Source organism: Bacillus sp. ES1-5, from assembly GCF_022487605.1.
GTDB lineage: Bacteria > Bacillota > Bacilli > Bacillales > Bacillaceae_G > Bacillus_A > Bacillus_A wiedmannii.
This window is the reverse complement of sequence record NZ_JAKVPU010000008.1, coordinates 81,271-98,286: the sequence shown is the minus strand read 5'-3', so window position 1 is coordinate 98,286 and position 17,016 is coordinate 81,271. Positions and strand designations below refer to the sequence as shown.

At 35.9% G+C, this 17,016-nt stretch carries 12 protein-coding genes; 7 read left to right on the top strand and 5 right to left on the bottom strand.

All coding sequences use genetic code 11. From position 1 onward, the window contains the following. Positions 1–7 precede the first annotated feature (7 nt). Positions 8–1,060: a YheC/YheD family protein gene (locus tag MKO96_RS22405; RefSeq protein WP_240588733.1), complete on the bottom strand. Its 1,053-nt coding sequence runs from the start codon at positions 1,058–1,060 to the stop codon at positions 8–10. 134 nt (positions 1,061–1,194) lie between these two features. On the opposite strand from MKO96_RS22405, the gene MKO96_RS22400 reads away from it, so the two are divergent. After that, the gene (locus MKO96_RS22400) at positions 1,195–2,331 is read left to right on the top strand and encodes a DUF445 domain-containing protein (RefSeq protein ID WP_240588732.1); all 1,137 of its coding nucleotides are present in this window, start codon (positions 1,195–1,197) and stop codon (positions 2,329–2,331) included. A 143-nt stretch (positions 2,332–2,474) separates the two neighbouring features. After that, positions 2,475–2,831: a YlbF/YmcA family competence regulator gene (locus MKO96_RS22395; RefSeq protein ID WP_048545636.1), complete on the top strand. Its 357-nt coding sequence runs from the start codon at positions 2,475–2,477 to the stop codon at positions 2,829–2,831. 41 nt (positions 2,832–2,872) lie between these two features. On the opposite strand, the gene MKO96_RS22390 is transcribed toward MKO96_RS22395, so the two are convergent. Continuing rightward, complete coding sequence (locus MKO96_RS22390) at positions 2,873–3,469, bottom strand: NDxxF motif lipoprotein (RefSeq protein WP_240588731.1); 597 nt, start codon at positions 3,467–3,469, stop codon at positions 2,873–2,875. A 24-nt stretch (positions 3,470–3,493) separates the two neighbouring features. Then, positions 3,494–4,051: an HAAS signaling domain-containing protein gene (locus MKO96_RS22385; protein ID WP_240588730.1), complete on the bottom strand. Its 558-nt coding sequence runs from the start codon at positions 4,049–4,051 to the stop codon at positions 3,494–3,496. Positions 4,052–4,451: 400 nt separating this feature from the next. Here MKO96_RS22385 and alsS point away from each other — a divergent pair, with 400 nt between their 5' ends. Both alsS and alsD read left to right on the top strand, forming a co-directional pair. Beyond that, complete coding sequence (alsS, locus tag MKO96_RS22380; protein WP_240588729.1) at positions 4,452–6,140, top strand: acetolactate synthase AlsS; 1,689 nt, start codon at positions 4,452–4,454, stop codon at positions 6,138–6,140. A gap of 16 nt (positions 6,141–6,156) precedes the next feature. Further along, positions 6,157–6,915, top strand: a complete 759-nt coding sequence (gene alsD / locus MKO96_RS22375) for an alpha-acetolactate decarboxylase (RefSeq protein ID WP_048562437.1) — start codon at positions 6,157–6,159, stop codon at positions 6,913–6,915. 62 nt (positions 6,916–6,977) lie between these two features. Here alsD and MKO96_RS22370 read toward each other — a convergent pair whose 3' ends face one another. Next, positions 6,978–7,595 (bottom strand): DNA-3-methyladenine glycosylase, encoded by a 618-nt coding sequence (locus tag MKO96_RS22370; RefSeq protein WP_240588728.1) that lies wholly within the window; start codon positions 7,593–7,595, stop codon positions 6,978–6,980. 134 nt (positions 7,596–7,729) lie between these two features. On the opposite strand from MKO96_RS22370, the gene MKO96_RS22365 reads away from it, so the two are divergent. Then, on the top strand, positions 7,730–8,602 hold the full coding sequence (locus MKO96_RS22365) for a Cof-type HAD-IIB family hydrolase (protein ID WP_240588727.1): 873 nt from the start codon (positions 7,730–7,732) through the stop codon (positions 8,600–8,602). A 392-nt stretch (positions 8,603–8,994) separates the two neighbouring features. Then, positions 8,995–13,323: a SpaA isopeptide-forming pilin-related protein gene (locus MKO96_RS22360; protein ID WP_240588726.1), complete on the top strand. Its 4,329-nt coding sequence runs from the start codon at positions 8,995–8,997 to the stop codon at positions 13,321–13,323. 56 nt (positions 13,324–13,379) lie between these two features. Here MKO96_RS22360 and MKO96_RS22355 read toward each other — a convergent pair whose 3' ends face one another. After that, positions 13,380–15,119, bottom strand: a complete 1,740-nt coding sequence (locus MKO96_RS22355; RefSeq protein ID WP_240588725.1) for an S-layer homology domain-containing protein — start codon at positions 15,117–15,119, stop codon at positions 13,380–13,382. Between the two features lie 260 nt (positions 15,120–15,379). Here MKO96_RS22355 and MKO96_RS22350 point away from each other — a divergent pair, with 260 nt between their 5' ends. Beyond that, positions 15,380–16,870 carry a coproporphyrinogen III oxidase gene (locus MKO96_RS22350; protein WP_002007015.1) on the top strand — a complete coding sequence of 497 codons (1,491 nt, stop codon included), beginning with the start codon at positions 15,380–15,382 and terminating at the stop codon, positions 16,868–16,870. The last annotated feature ends 146 nt before the right edge of the window (positions 16,871–17,016 follow it).

Below are 17,016 nucleotides of genomic sequence, written 5' to 3'. Positions count from 1 at the left end.
CCTTTCATTATGGTGTGAAGCGACTAAACTTTAGTGGTCCATGATATATTTTTTCGGCTAGTGCATCACTATGACGAATGTAATGTTCGTACGGGGGAATCGTGTTGACATACATAAGCCAAATTGCCCCTTTTTGATCCATAATGGTGGAAAGCTCTAGCTCGAATAACGAAGAATAAGATTCATCTAATGTTTGAAACACTTCATTTATAATGTCATGTAAAGCGTCTTGTAATAATTGTACACCGGTACTAGATAGTACGTATTTAATTTTCGAAAATGAATGCAGCGAGGAATCATCCGTTGCCGAAAGTAAAAGTTGATTCGGAAATGAGCTTTTTTGTATAAATTGGCCGATAGCAGTCCACTTCTGTTCTTTATTTTTTTGCAAAATGGTTCGAATATGGAGCGGGTATGTTAATTGATTTGGTGGTTGCAGCATTGTATGGGTGATGTAACGTGCTGATCGTATGTTAGATTTGTACCAAGATATAAATTCATCTGTCCGTTTGATTGGAGTAGAAGTATGATAGTCATCATTTATCGTATCGATATGAAACGTTTTATTTTTATAAGCAATCCGGTACAGACTTTCATTGGAATGTGTATGGGTAGGACGTATAATAATATCTTTTGTTTTTAATAACAGTTTGAAAATGTTCTGTATCGTTGCTATTTCGAATTTTGGTATATAAGGAGATAATTTTTTATTCGTGAGAAATAAATCATGTAGTTCGCTCAAGTCAATGAGTGTGTTATTTAAAAAGGTAGTGGAAGCACGGTTGTGTAATGAGTGAATAATTGATTTTGCTTTGTCGAAGTCTGTTTCCTCGTTAAAAGAAGAACGATCGTAAATATAAGAAGGAATAGGGAATATTTGCTCTTTCCATTTTCCTGTATCTGTATCATAAATCAGACCAGAGACAAGATCTGTTTTAGGATCAATACCAAATGGCGTAAACTGGGCAACGACATTATGATAAAACCGAGCGCGTTTAGCGATTTCGGTGTGATACATTTGCTCATAATGAGGGTGAGAAGTTAAAATACCGAGAACCAACGAAATCACTCCTTTACTAACAAAATGTTGGCATAATAGGCATAGCTATATATTGCAAATACGTTTTTATACCATTATACTTTTGTCCGTATGATGATATGCTATAGTTTTGAAGAAGCGAAAGGTTGATTGTAATGAATATATGGTTAAGTATGTTAACGACGACAGGGCTCGGAGCGATTATTGGAGGATTCACAAATCATTTAGCGATAAAAATGTTATTTCGTCCTCATCGCCCTATTTATATTGGAAAGTTTCAAGTTCCATTTACACCAGGGTTAATTCCGAAACGCCGCGATGAGCTTGCTGTTCAATTAGGAAAAATGGTTGTCGAACATTTGTTAACGCCAGAAGGAATCGGAAAAAAATTAACAAATGAAGAGTTTCAAAAAAGTTTAATTCAATGGACACAAGTAGAAGTGGATAAAGTAATTACGAATGAACAGTCGTTACGACAAATATTAGAAACATGGAATTTAGTACATGTAGAAAAAGAGGCGACCGAGAAAATCGAGCATGTAATTACAGAAAAAATAGAGGCATTTTTAGCAGAGTATTATACATATACATGGGAACAGGCTTTACCTCATTCTGTTCATGAAAAAATAGAGAATACAATCCCAAATGTCTCGGCGTTTATTTTAAATCGAGGAATTCATTTTTTTGAAAGTGAAGAAGGGAAAGCACGTCTTTCAAAAATGATTGATGATTTCTTTGCTTCTAGGGGAACGCTGCTTAACTTAGTCGGAATGTTTTTAGGGAATGTAAGTGTAGTGGATCGTGTACAGCCAGAAGTTATTAAGTTTTTAGGGCAAGATGGCACAAAGCAGCTTTTAACTGATGTACTGCAAAAAGAGTGGGAAAAGTTAAAAGGAAGAGATGTAAAAGAAGTAGAAACGTTTGTAGAAAAAGAAATGATTGTAAGCTCCATATTGTCAGCAGTTAAAGTTGAAGAAACAGTGAGTAAGTTTTTAAATCAATCTGTGCAGCAAGTATGTGAGCCAGTTCGAGAAACAATTATTGAAAAAGTGCTTCCAAGCGTAGTAACAAAAGGCTTGAAGTGGGGGACAGAAAACGTAGAAAGTATATTAAAAAATCTACATCTTGCGGAAATTGTGCAGCAAGAAGTGTCTACATTTTCAACAGAGCGACTAGAAGATTTAGTGCTGTCCATTACAAAAAATGAGCTGAAAATGATTACGTATTTAGGTGCCTTATTAGGCGGAATGATTGGACTCGTGCAAGGGCTATTACTGTTGTTCCTTAGGTAGTAGAGATAAGTACATAGAAATAAAAGTGAAATTTCTTCACATCTCTTGCATAGTTTGATATGGTAAGAAGAGGTGCGTATGTAAATGCACTTAAAAGGCAGTGTGAGCGAAAAGCGCTAGCCTTCTAAAGGAGGAAAAATAAAATGACAAAAAACATTCATGATGTTGCATATGAATTACAAAAAGCAATCGCTGAAAACGAAGATTTCCAAACATTAAAAGCAAGCTACGCAGCAGTACAAGGTGATGCAAATTCAAAGAACTTATTCGATGAGTTCCGTACAATGCAACTTGGCCTACAACAAAAAATGATGCAAGGTCAAGAAATCACTGAAGAAGATAACCAAAAAGCACAAGAAGTTGTAGCTCGCATTCAACAAGATGCTAAAATCACAAAGTTAATGGAAACTGAACAACGTTTAAACATCGTTATCACTGATGTTAACAAAATTATCATGCAGCCACTTGAAGAATTATATAACGCGCAACAACAAGCGTAATAGTGGAAGACGCCCCTGTATAGGGGCGTCTTTTTTGTTTGTTATTTGTGGAAATACTCCGTCTTAATATTCTTTTCCTTCAAAAATGTTTCAATTTCTTTTTGCTTCCTACCATTAACTTTCTCAAAGCGTTTTGTAAAAGAAAAATCAGTTTTGAATAAGTTACCATCTTGCGCGATTTTGTCTAATTCTTGCTCTAGTTCTACTGAAAGTGCCGTAGACGCTGAAATGTAATCATGAATTTCCTTCGAAGGCTGTTTGTAATCATCGGGGATCGTATTGTTACTAATAAAATCATGGAAATTCGCATCATTTTGTTTTGCTAAATCTACTAGTTTTTTTAATTTCTCCCGATCGGATTCCGTGGCATTCTCGTCAGACATGGCTGACGAAAGTGGAACGATGTTTTCGTATAACTCTCCGCTATAATTTAAATACGTTTTTATATTTTGTTTCATTTCGTCTTCGTTAATCGTTTCATTCTTTTTTGAGGAAGTGAATATAGTTTCTGGAATTTTAATCGTTACATCTTTAATAGATTGCACATCGTTTTCTTCCTCATGTTGTGCACTATTTGAACAAGCTGATAGAAATAAAATTGTAAGTAACATGAGTAGATATAAAGTATACTTCTTCATTTGAATCTCCTTTCATATTCATTATTATCTTTGTAAAATAGCTATATTCCATTTCAAATACTTTACTAAAGCTCCGTATAGATGTTTTACCATTTGGTAACATATGACGGATATGAGTAAACCGACGCAAAAAGCGATGAACACATTATAAACATCGGAATAACTGATTTGATGAAACCCTTTAAAAAATCCTAATCCTATTAATAAAATAGGTGAAATAATTAATAATGGAGTGGCAATGATCAGTGCTAGAAGAACCGGTAATAAAAAGAGTAGTACGAAAAAGGCGATAATGATAAAGGTAAAGTTTAAAACACTTAAACTCATAACAGAAAATAGTGCGGTTATTATATTTTTGAAGCTTCGTTTACTGTCAGCATTGCTTATTGCATATGAAACAGTAAGTTCTTTAGCAATAGTTTTAGGGTTTCCTAGTTTTTTAGAAATTTCCTCTTCAGATTTCCCATCTTGTTTACCGCTAATAAAATGAGTTTCATACTCTGAGATAATATCCTCTTTTTCTGAATTAGGCATATTCCGTAGGGAGGAACTAAGTTGTTCCAAAAATTCACTTTTGTTCATAACAATCACTTTCCTTTATAAAATGATGAATTACAGCTGAGAATCCTATTTTTTGAAAAGGGGAATACGAATTATAAAGTTCATTCCAATTATTGGGTATTCCAATATTTACAAATATATCATTTAGTAGTGTTCTTTGCAAGGTACTGTAATGTTTTTAATACTGTGACTAGATGAAAGTTTTTCGTGCATTTTTAGATGAGATATAAAATTATTATTCTAGGATAAACAAAGGGTTGTAAGCGTATTCCTTAATGGTTGTCAAAAAACTGCCAAATTCATATTGTTGGAAAAATAATGCATTTGTAATATAATGATAAATAATACTTCACCACATTAATTAACTAGGTGAAATTAAAAATCTTTATTACACACATTATGAAATAAAGGGATGATTAGTTTGAGTACAGGTGTAAAAGCAAACGACGTGAAAACAAAAACAAAAGGAGCAGATCTTGTTGTTGATTGTTTAATTAAACAAGGTGTTACACATGTTTTCGGTATTCCAGGAGCGAAGATTGACTCTGTATTTGATGTACTGCAAGAAAGAGGACCAGAGTTAATTGTTTGTCGTCATGAACAAAACGCAGCATTTATGGCAGCTGCTATTGGTAGATTAACAGGGAAACCGGGCGTATGTCTTGTAACTTCAGGACCAGGGACATCGAATTTAGCGACAGGTCTTGTTACTGCGAATGCGGAGAGTGATCCCGTTGTTGCTTTAGCTGGTGCAGTTCCACGCACGGATCGATTAAAACGTACGCATCAATCTATGGATAATGCTGCACTATTCGAACCAATCACAAAATATAGCGTAGAAGTAGAGCATCCTGATAATGTGCCAGAAGCATTAAGTAATGCATTCCGAAGTGCGACTTCCACAAATCCAGGAGCTACTTTAGTAAGTCTTCCGCAAGACGTTATGACAGCGGAAACGACTGTAGAGTCTATCGGTGCGCTTTCTAAGCCACAACTTGGAATCGCTCCCACACATGAAATTACATATGTAGTAGAAAAAATAAAATCGGCGAAATTACCAGTTATTTTACTCGGTATGAGAGCGAGCACAAATGAAGTGACGAAAGCCGTTCGTGAATTAATTGCGGATACAGAACTTCCTGTCGTTGAAACATATCAAGCAGCTGGTGCAATTTCGCGTGAGTTAGAAGATCATTTCTTCGGCCGTGTTGGATTATTCCGTAACCAACCAGGTGATATTTTACTAGAAGAAGCAGACCTTGTTATTTCTATCGGTTATGACCCAATTGAGTATGATCCGAAATTCTGGAATAAACTTGGAGACAGAACGATTATCCATCTTGATGACCATCAAGCAGATATCGACCATGATTACCAACCAGAGCGCGAATTAATTGGGGATATTGCTTTAACTGTAAATAGCATCGCGGAGAAATTACCGAAACTTGTATTAAGTACGAAATCAGAAGCAGTGTTAGAACGATTACGCGCGAAATTATCAGAACAAGCAGAAGTTCCAAACCGTGCTTCAGAAGGTGTTACGCATCCGCTTCAAGTGATTCGTACACTTCGTTCTTTAATTAGTGACGATACAACTGTGACATGTGACATCGGTTCACATTCTATTTGGATGGCAAGATGTTTCCGTTCTTATGAACCACGTAGATTATTATTTAGTAACGGTATGCAAACGTTAGGTGTTGCACTTCCTTGGGCAATTGCCGCTACTTTAGTTGAACCGGGCAAGAAAGTTGTTTCCGTGTCAGGTGATGGTGGTTTCTTATTCTCTTCGATGGAATTAGAAACAGCGGTACGTTTAAACGCACCGATCGTACATCTTGTATGGAGAGACGGTACGTATGATATGGTTGCGTTCCAACAAATGATGAAATATGGTAGAACATCCGCTACAGAGTTTGGCGATGTCGATCTTGTGAAATATGCAGAAAGCTTCGGTGCAAAAGGTCTTCGCGTTAACACGCCTGATGAATTAGAAGGTGTATTAAAAGAAGCATTAGCAGCAGACGGACCTGTCATTATTGATGTTCCAATTGACTACCGTGACAACATTAAATTAAGCGAAAAATTATTACCAAACCAATTAAACTAATGGAGGCATGATTGAGATGACTGTTGCACAATTCATTGATATTGATGCAAAAAGAACGAAAACGAGTAATGAAGTATATCAAACATCTACAATGCTTGCGCTATTAGATGGTATATATGATGGTGTAATTAGCTTTGAGGAATTGAAAGAACGTGGTGATTTCGGCATCGGCACATTTGATCAATTAGATGGTGAAATGATCGCGTTTGATAACGAATTTTATCATTTACGTTCAGACGGTTCAGCAGAAAAAGTAGAACCGGAAGAAACAACACCGTTTGCGACTGTAACATTTTTTGAAAAAGAAATGAGTTATACGGTAGAACGTCCGATGAATCGTGAAGAAGTTGAGGCATTATTACATGAATTAATGCCAAGTAAAAACTTATTTTACGCTATTCGAATGGACGGTACGTTCCGTGAAGTAAGAACGAGAACTGTTCCAAGACAAGAAAAACCGTATACACCGCTCGTTGAAGTGACGAAATCACAACCAATCTTTTCATTTAAACATACAGAAGGTACGCTTGCTGGATTTTGGACACCAGATTACGCGCAAGGTATTGGTGTAGCTGGTTTCCACTTACATTACATTGATGATGAAAGAAGCGGAGGCGGACATGTTTTCGATTATGTTGTTGAAAACTGTACAATCCAAATTTGTCAAAAAGCTCATATGCATTTAGCACTTCCAGAAACAGCTGACTTTATGACGGCTGAATTATCTAGAGAAAACTTAGAGGATAATATTGCGACTGCGGAAGGCGCGGAGTAAAAAGGGAGAGACTGTTCCGTTGTGGAACAGTCTTCTTTTATTTGTCGATAAGTCGATATCGTTTATTTTTTTGAAACAAACGGATGCCCCTCATAATAAAAACGCCACGGATAATGTACAGCTTCTTCTGCATAGTCGATGTTAATACGAGGTCCTGCTGTTATTTTATATTGTGATGATATGTGTTCTTCTTCTGGGACGAGTTCAATATGCAATGTGTCGCTTTGTAATGATATGCCTCGTTCTTCTAACGTAATTCCGAGGGCACGGCATAGTTTGCCAGGGCCATTCGTTAAATTTTTATACTGCGCTTTTGTAACGTCTGTTTTGTTGTAGCGCGCTAATTTTATTTCTTCTATTCCATCTACTGGCTCAAGGGCTCGAATGAGAACGCCTTGCGGGGTGCCAACTGGTGCTGTAATGACGTTGAAGCAATGATACATACCGTAAATTAAATATACGTAAGCATGTCCTGGTGCGCCAAACATGACTTCTGTACGGTCTGTTCGTCTCCCGCCGTAACTATGCGCGGCTTTATCATCGGGACCCTTATATGCTTCTACTTCTACAATCATTCCGCTTCGTTTTATTCCATCTACAATATGTACAAGTTTTTGTCCGAGTAATTTCTTTGCGACTTCTAACGTATCGCCTTCATAAAAGGAAGGGGGTGCGTGCATTGTACTATCTCCTTTGCTGAGTGTATATGTATATAGTAAACCAAATTTTCAGTAGTAATTCTAACTCGTTCTATTTACTACATTTATTTCATAAATTATGGATAGAGTACAACAGCGAAGAGGGGGAGTGCGACATGATTTATCGCTTACTAGCTCTTAATATAGATGGGACACTACTATACAACAATGGAAAAATTGCAAAAGGATTAAGAGAAACAATTGAATTTGTGAAAAGAAAAGATGTATACGTTACATTATTTACGAGTCGTAATTTTCAGTCCGCTCATAAAGTTGCAAAGGCGTTAAAATTAGATTCTATATTAGTGACACATAGCGGTGCGTTCGTTTCAGCGACGTTAGATAAGCCGTACGTTCAAAGAAGATTATCGGAAGAGAAGACGTTTAACATTGTGCAAGTGTTAGAGCACTTCGATTGTAACGTCCGCATTTCTCACGAACGGTTTTCAATCGGAAATCGGGAGAGAAATACACCAAACTTAATTGCGCGTACTGTATTATCAAGTGCAGATCCGTTATTTTACCCGGTTCAGTTTGTAGACTCGTTAGGTGATGCGCTTCGTGATCATCCAGTAGCGGCACCAAAAATTGATGTTATTTTCCAAAGTAAAGGTGAAAAAGAACGAGGGCTAAATACATTAAGAAAAGCATTCCAAGATATAGAGTATGTTGAGTGTGATTCAAAACGAATAGAAATTTTGCCGCAAAACGTATCAAAATTACGTGGATTACAATTGCTTGGAGAGCATTTGAATATTTCGCTAAACGAAATGGTTGCGATTGGAGATAGTTTAGAAGATCTAGAAGTAATTGAAAATGTAGGACTCGGGGTAGCGATGGGGAATGCACCTGTAGAGTTAAAGCAAGCAGCCGACTGGATTACACGTTCAAATAGTGAGAACGGTGTGGAGTATATGATTAAAGAACATTTCCGTAAGCAATTCCCGCTTCCGTTTTTGAAAAATCATAAAAATACACCGAAACGATGAAAGAAAAACGTAGCTTTTGGCTACGTTTTTTATTCATTTTATTTTAGGAATGAAAGCGTTTCATGAAGGTGAATTGTGTCTGAAATCTATACAATTTACTTGAATCCTTTAGAAAACTGTTGTAAAGTGGGTGATGTTGCCAAAATAGTTACACCACATGAAATATTCTTCAGGTTAATTTTGTTGAGCTCCATATGCAAAAAATACTTCCGCATGATAGTTTAGTTCACGTATTATTTCAAAAATGAATTGTAGTAATGTTATTAAGCAGTTGTAGAGTTTCTTGTTTTTATTTAAATGGATTATTTTAAGTTATTGTGAGTAAGGCTTGGTACATATGAAATGAGCTTCTTTTCATAAATTTAGGAATCATAAAAGGGGGAATAAATTTTTTGAGGAAATCATTTAATCAAAAAATAAAAAAATTAAGTAGTAGTTTTATAGTCGTGTTACTAATATGTATGAATTTTTTAATCCATTTACCAAATAAAGCAGAGGCAGCTACAACAGAATTAAAAGGTTTAGGTGATGTATCTTATTACAACGCAGTCATTTTTGGAGATCATAGTGCAACGAGTGCGGATATTGAAGGTGCGATGGCCATTCAAAAAAATATGAATGCATCAAGTTATACAGTCTTAGCAGCTGCAACTGGAGCGAATAATTTAGCTGGAGCGACATGGGTAGATGAAGGATATCCATCATTATTACTAGGTGGTCAATTTACGAAAGCGGGAGCAGGACAAGTAATTATCCAAGATGGAACAGTGGCAATGACAAAAGATGGTGATCCAGAAGGTGTAATGAAATCGTCATATGACCGTATCTCTTATAAAGAACAAGCAGAGATTGATGCTAAATTTAAAGAGTTTAGAAAAGACGTTGATGGTGTAATTGGGGATGCGGGCCAATTACACACTGATAAGCCAATACTTAATATGAGCTTTGGAATCGGTGAAGATGTAAATAACCCTAATATTTATGTCTCTTCAGGCCAAACTGGAAAGAAAACATTTGATGTAAAAGACGTTTATCTTCCAAATGTAGAGAATAAAGACTTTATTGTTATTTATTCAGATGCAGAAGAAGTGAGTTTTGGTGGCGGTGCAATTTTGTATGATACAAGAAATACTGGGACAGCAACAGACTTAATTAATACATCTCAAGCATACGACCCTAATTCATCTTTTACTGAGTTAGCTAGTAAGGTAATTTGGGTGTTTCCTAATGCTACAAAGATAACAACTAAAGGTTATGGTGTAGTAGGTAGTGTGTTTGCACCTAATGCAGTTGTAGAGACAAAAGGTGGTTCTATTAATGGACAAGCCTATGTTGGAGGATTACATCAAAGAGATGGATTTGAGGTTCATAACTTTAAATTTAACTGGCCGAAATGGAATAAGCCAGCAGCTGAAAAAGGAAATTTACAAATTAAAAAAGTTGATGAAAACGATGAAAGCATTGTTTTAAAAGACGCAAAATTTGATGTTATAGACAAAGATAATAATGTTGTAGCTACTGTTACAACAAACGAAAAGGGTATTGCGGAAGTTAAAGATTTACCACTTGGTGATTATTTTGTAAAAGAAATTAGTGCACCAGAAGGATATATAAAAGTTGATACACCAGTCAAAGTAACAATTGATAATACAAACGTAATTGAACTTGTTATGAAGAATACGAAAAAAGTAGAGAATGGCCAATTTAAATTATTGAAAAAAGATAGTGAATCTGGTCAACTTCTACCAGGTGCAAAATTTGATGTTGTAGATAAAGATGGGAAAGTTGTGGAAACAATTATTACAGATGATAAAGGTGAAGCTTTATCGAAACAACTTCCAGTTGGAAGCTATACATTAAAAGAAGTAGAAGCACCGAAAGGATATGAATTATCATCTAGTTCAGTTTCTGTTGATGTAGAGACTAATAAAGTAGTGACTGTAGATGTGGTGAATAAAAAGATCCCCGAAAAAGTAACAGGTCAATTTGAAATCGTGAAAGTAGATGCGAATGATAAAACGAAAGTATTATCAGATGCAGAATTTGAAGTGTATAAAGACGGTAAGAAAGTAGATACGTTACGAACAGATAAAACAGGTAAAGTAATTTCTCAAAAATTAGAGCCAGGAAAGTACACATTAAAAGAAACGAAAGCACCACAAGGATATAAATTGTTAAAAGAAGAAATTGAAGTCGTTGTGGAAGCAAACAAAGTAGTACAAGTACAAGTAGAAAACGCAAAAGAACTAGGAAGCTTACAAGTAATCAAAAAGGATGCAGAGAGTGGAAAGGTTCTAGAAGGTGCAGAATTTAAATTAAAGAACGAAGCTGGTCAAGTAGTTGGAGAAGCGAAAACAACGAATAAAGATGGTATTGTGAAGTTCGAAAACGTAGTGCCAGGAAAATACACGTTAGAAGAAACGAAAGCACCGGAAGGCTACAAAGCGCTAGAAGTGACAGTAGAAGTAAATGTTGTAGCGAATGAAGTAGTAAAACAAGAAGTTACGAATGAAAAAGTAACAGGTCAATTCGAAATTGTGAAAGTAGATGCGAATGATAAAACGAAAGTATTATCAGGTGCAGAATTCGAAGTGTATAAAGATGGTAAAAAGGTAGCGGAACTGAAAACAGATGAGAGTGGAAAAGTGATGTCACCGAAATTACCATTAGGTGAATACACAGTGAAAGAGACGAAAGCACCAACGGGCTACAAGCTTTCAAATAAAGAATGGAAAGTAATAATTCAAAATGAGAAAGAAATAGTAAAAGTAGAGGCAGAAAACGAAAAAGTCTTAGGTTCTCTACAAATTATTAAGACGGATGATAAAGATCAAGCAAAACGTTTAGCAGGCGCAGAATTTACATTGAAAGATGTGAAAGGAAATGTTGTAAAAGAAGGAATTACAACAAATGAGTCTGGAACTGTAAAAGTAGACGGACTAGTGCCGGGGGAATATACGTTAGAAGAAACAAAAGCACCAGAAGGTTATGAGTTAACAAAACAAGTAATTCGTGTAACAGTTGACGGTGAAAAAGTTATTGATGTAAAAGTAACGAACAGTAAGAGCCTTGGTCAATTTGAAATCGTAAAAGTGGATGCAAAAAATAAAGCGAAAGTATTATCAGATGCAGAATTCGAAGTGTATAAAGACGGTAAAAAAGTAGAGACGTTACGAACAGATAAAACAGGTAAAGTAACCTCTAAGAAATTAGAGCCAGGAACATACACATTAAAAGAAACGAAAGCACCACAAGGATATAAGTTGTTAAAAGAAGAAATTGAAGTCGTTGTGGAAGCAAATAAAGTAGTACAAGTAAAAATAGAAAATGCGAAAGAACTAGGAAGCTTACAAGTAATCAAAAAGGATGCAGAAAGTGGAAAAGTTCTAGCAGGCGCAGAATTTAAATTAAAGAATGAATCTGGTCAAGTAGTTGGAGAAGCGAAAACAACAGATAAAGATGGTGTTGTGAAATTCGAAAACGTAGTGCCAGGAAAATACACGTTAGAAGAAACGAAAGCGCCAGAAGGTTATAAAGCGCTAGAAGTGACAGTAAAAGTAAACATCGTAGCGAATGAAGTAGTAAAACAAGAAGTGACGAACGAAAAAGTAACAGGTCAATTCGAAATCGTAAAAGTAGATGCGAATGATAAGGCGAAAGTATTATCAGACGCAGAATTCGAAGTGTATAAAGACGGTAAAAAAGTAGAGACATTACGAACAGATAAAACAGGTAAAGTAATCTCTCAAAAATTAGAACCAGGAAAATACACATTGAAAGAAACGAAAGCACCACAAGGATATAAATTGCTAAAAGAAGAAATCGAAGTCGTTGTAGAAGCAAACAAAGTAGTACAAGTACAAGTAGAAAATGCGAAAGAACTAGGAAGCTTACAAGTAATCAAAAAGGATGCAGAGAGTGGAAAAGTTCTAGCGGGTGCAGAATTTAAGTTAAAGAACGAAGCTGGTCAAGTAGTTGGAGAAACGAAAACAACAGATAAAGATGGTGTTGTGAAATTCGAAAACGTAGTGCCAGGAAAATACACGTTAGAGGAAACGAAAGCGCCAGAAGGTTATAAAGCGCTAGAAGTGACAGTAGAAGTAAACATCGTAGCAAATGAAGTAGTAAAACAAGAAGTATTGAATGAAAAAGTAACAGGTCAAGTAGAAATTACAAAGGTAGATGCGAATGATACAAATAAAACATTAGCAGGCGCAGTTTTTGAAATTTTGAAAGACGGAACGAAAATAGACACATTAACAACAGATAAAAATGGTAAAGCAACTTCGAAGAAACTGGAACCAGGAGATTACATTTTAAAAGAAGTACAGGCTCCAGAAGGATACACTTTATCTAATAAGGAAATCAAGTTTACGATTTCTAATCAAAAAATTGAAGTTATAAAACTTCAAATTACAAATCAAAAAGAGCCAGGTGGAGGAACAGAAACACCAGGTGGAGGAACAGAAACACCAGGTGGAGGAACAGAAACACCAGGTGAAGGAACAGAAACACCAGGTGGAGGAACAGAAACACCAGGTGAAGGAACGGAAACACCAGGTGGAGGAACAGAGAAGCCAAACTTACCCGAAAAAGGGCAAGGTTCTTCTAATAATCAACAACTTCCAGCCACAGGACATGATATGAACTATCTTCCATTCGTTGGTTTTGTTCTTGTGTTATTAGGAATACGTTTAAGATTTATGACTAAAAATGGTTAATAGATGTATAAAAGGCATAAGAGAAATGTTATCTCTTATGCCTTTTAGTTTTTTGTTTAAGCTTCAATAACTTTAAGCATTCGATTTAAAAAAGCGGCTGATTCAGCACGTGTTGCTGTGCCTTTTGGTACGAATTCATTCCGTTCGTTACCTTTTACAATTCCATATGCATAAACGTTTTGTAATGCTTTTTTATCGTATGCTAAGTTTTGGTCAGTGAATGGTAATTTCACTTCTTTTCTATAAATCCAGTTATATTCTAATGCACGGTCAATCATAATAACAGCTTCATCACGTGTTATTGTAGCATTGGGATCAAATTTATTATTCCCACGACCACTAATGATACCTGCGCTAGCAGCACGTTTAATGCCATCCACTAAAGATGGATGTGCTTCGTTTAAGTCTGTAAATTTAGCGTTTCCAGCAGGTAAATTTAAAGCTCTTGACATTAAATTTGCAAACTCAGCTCGTGTTACGAGGCGGTTTGGCCAGTAAGAACCATTGCCGTCACCGAACATGATTTTCCTAGCTGCTAACTGGCGAATGTCTTGCTCATACCATCCACCTGTAATGTCGTCTTTTTCATGAGGGACTTCTGGCGGCGGAATAACATCTTTACGATGTTCATTATAGTAAGCGTTCGTGCCCTTTAAAAAAGCATCCCATTGTCCACGTTGAATCATAAATGCAGGACAGTTTTTTCCGCTCCAAAATTGATGCTTTTGAACGTGATCGAGGGAGATATTTAATTCGTTCATTAAAAAAGCCGCTAATTTTCGTGCGTTTTCTACCGCTTTCGTATAATTTCCATCACTGTTTACAGCAATTTCAATTCCGATAGATTCATAGTTTCCAGTCTTATTGCCAGCATGCCATCCAACTTCATTTAATGGAAGGTGTTGATAAATTTCTTTATCATCTACTGTAAAATGCCAAGATGCTGAACGATCAGTATTTCCGCGGGCTTGACTATCTAGGTACTTCGCATGATTTAACGCGTTAGCACCTTTACTCGTATTAGCAGTTTCATGAATTGTAATGTATTTCGGTTCCATTGCGTAGCCAGGACGAATGTTTTCATTCCCTTTTGGAACGATCATTTCTTTAAATGTAACACCATAAACGTTATTTGTAGGCAAATTAGATGGTGTTTTGAAGAAAGTTGCGCTTCTTTTTTCGATAGAACCTGTTTTTTCAAATAATGATGCTTTCGTACCTTCGAATGTAGCTGAAGGAGCATAAATCCATTTCTCAGTTCCGTTCAGTTGAATTTTAAACCAATTTCCAGCTTGTTCAGTAGGAGCTACTGTTTGTGGCTGTAATTTCGTTTCTTCTTTAAACGATTGGAAAGGGAATGAATATATTGATGTTTCATCTTTCACAATTAGTTTTTGATTTGAAAGTTTATGAATCTCTTGTATTTCTAAACTATTATTTTCTTTATTAACCCAACCAGAACCGGATGTAGTTTGTACGTAATATGTATTCCCTTTTTTCTTCGTTGCCTTTACTACTGGTTCAGTAATTTCAATATTTGTTTTAGTTTTTAAGTCGTTTGCATCGTATAGTGGAAGTTTTGTTGATAAGTGGAGAAGATATTCACCTGAGATTTCAAGGTCGTTTTCCTCGTCATGTCTATGCTGCTTTGCATGTTCTTCAATGCTTTTTAAAGCTTGTTCATCAATAGACAATTCCGCAGTTTTCTCTATATTTTCTGCGAATGAAAGGGTAGGTGCTACAAATGTTTGTAATGCCAAAGTTAGTGCCCAAATGTTGTAAAACCTTTTTTTCATAGTTGTTTTTTAACACGTTATAGTATCTATGTCGTGTTAACAGTCCTCCTTTAGATGTATTTTAAATTAGTAGCAAGTACTAATACGTTCTAGATTGTAACAAGAGTATATTACAATGTCTATACAACTAAGAAAAGTTCGTGAAAAACCAATATTCAGTTTGTTTTAAATAGGATATAGAAATAAGGTAAAACCTTCTGTATTGACCTACAAACGCCCTTCAAGTAAACTAAAGAGAGTTTGCAAATGAAAAGGTGATAATGTTGTTAATTTCAATTAAAACGTTACAAGATGATCGTTTTTTACGTCCGCTGCAAAATATTGGCGGCTTATTTTTTGAAGATAGTACGATTGGATTTGAACAAGAGGAAGCAAATCTTATCGTTGATATACACATTGAAGAGAATGTGAAAGCATCTGCTCGTTTAACAGATGTTGCTACTGGAAATGTGTATGAAGAAACATTCGCAAAAGATTTATCTGCTTTCACAGATGAAAAAGAGCGTATGAAGCAAGTGAAGCACGTTGTTTCTTATGTATATCTTTCTGTTCTTCAGCAGTTAACTGGTCTTGAACAAAGCTGGGGCATTTTAACAGGAGTTCGTCCGACGAAACTTCTTCATAAAATGCTTCAAAGTGGTATGTCAAAAGAAGAAGCACACCAAGAACTTCGTGAAAGCTATTTAATTCATGAAGAGAAAATTGAACTTCTTCAGCGTATTGTGGATTGCCAATTAGCGGTAGTTCCGGATTTATACCGTTTGAAAGAGGAAGTAAGTATTTATATCGGTATTCCATTCTGCCCAACAAAATGTGCATATTGTACATTCCCGGCGTATGCAATTAACGGACGCCAAGGCTCTGTTGATTCATTCTTAGGTGGTTTACATTATGAAGTTCGTGAAATTGGTAAGTTTTTAAAAGAAAAAGGTGTAACAGTTACGACGATTTATTACGGCGGCGGTACACCGACAAGTATTACAGCAGAAGAGATGGATATGCTGTATGAAGAAATGTATGAAGCGTTCCCAGATGTGAAAAATGTGCGTGAAGTAACAGTTGAGGCAGGTCGCCCAGATACAATTACGCCAGCTAAGCTAGAAGTGTTAAATAAATGGAATATTGACCGCATTAGTATTAATCCGCAGTCATACCATCAAGAGACACTAAAAGCAATTGGACGTCATCATACTGTAGAAGAAACAATTGAGAAGTATCACTTAGCTCGTGAAATGGGAATGAACAATATTAATATGGACTTAATTATTGGTCTTCCTGGTGAAGGGCTAGATATTTTCAAGCATACGTTAGATGAAACAGAAAAGTTAATGCCAGAATCGTTAACAGTTCATACGTTATCATTTAAACGTGCTTCTGAAATGACGCAAAACAAACGTAAATATAAAGTAGCTGGTCGCGAAGAAATTACAGCGATGATGCACGAAGCAGAAGAGTGGACGCAAAAGCATAATTACGTACCATATTACCTATATCGTCAAAAGAATATTTTAGGTAACTTAGAGAACGTTGGTTATGCAATGCCGACGCAAGAAAGTATTTACAACATTGTTATTATGGAAGAAGTTCAATCGATTATCGGACTTGGCTGTGGTGCATCAAGTAAATTTGTTCATCCGAAGACAGGTGCAATTACGCACTTCGCAAATCCGAAAGATCCAAAATCATATAACGATGGCTTCGTAAAATATACAGAAGATAAACTGAAAATTTTAGAAGAGCTATTTGTATAAGAAGAAAGAGGTTGTTCCGATTTGGAACAGCCTCTTCTTTATATTGCCAGTTTTGGTGGGTAAGTCGATATAATTTCATTTACCATCTAACGGCGCTGTTTGTAAAACTATGTCGATAATAATTAGAAAAATTAGTCAAATCGTTA

What these genes read in the sequence shown, in the direction of transcription:
- MKO96_RS22400 (WP_240588732.1), top strand. Translation starts at nt 1,195, where the DNA reads ATGAATATATGGTTAAGTATGTTAACGACGACAGGGCTCGGAGCGATT.
- MKO96_RS22395 (WP_048545636.1), top strand. Translation starts at nt 2,475, where the DNA reads ATGACAAAAAACATTCATGATGTTGCATATGAATTACAAAAAGCAATC.
- MKO96_RS22390 (WP_240588731.1), bottom strand. Translation starts at nt 3,469, where the DNA reads ATGAAGAAGTATACTTTATATCTACTCATGTTACTTACAATTTTATTT.
- MKO96_RS22385 (WP_240588730.1), bottom strand. Translation starts at nt 4,051, where the DNA reads ATGAACAAAAGTGAATTTTTGGAACAACTTAGTTCCTCCCTACGGAAT.
- alsD (WP_048562437.1), top strand. Translation starts at nt 6,157, where the DNA reads ATGACTGTTGCACAATTCATTGATATTGATGCAAAAAGAACGAAAACG.
- MKO96_RS22370 (WP_240588728.1), bottom strand. Translation starts at nt 7,595, where the DNA reads ATGCACGCACCCCCTTCCTTTTATGAAGGCGATACGTTAGAAGTCGCA.
- MKO96_RS22365 (WP_240588727.1), top strand. Translation starts at nt 7,730, where the DNA reads ATGATTTATCGCTTACTAGCTCTTAATATAGATGGGACACTACTATAC.
- MKO96_RS22355 (WP_240588725.1), bottom strand. Translation starts at nt 15,119, where the DNA reads ATGAAAAAAAGGTTTTACAACATTTGGGCACTAACTTTGGCATTACAA.
- MKO96_RS22350 (WP_002007015.1), top strand. Translation starts at nt 15,380, where the DNA reads ATGTTGTTAATTTCAATTAAAACGTTACAAGATGATCGTTTTTTACGT.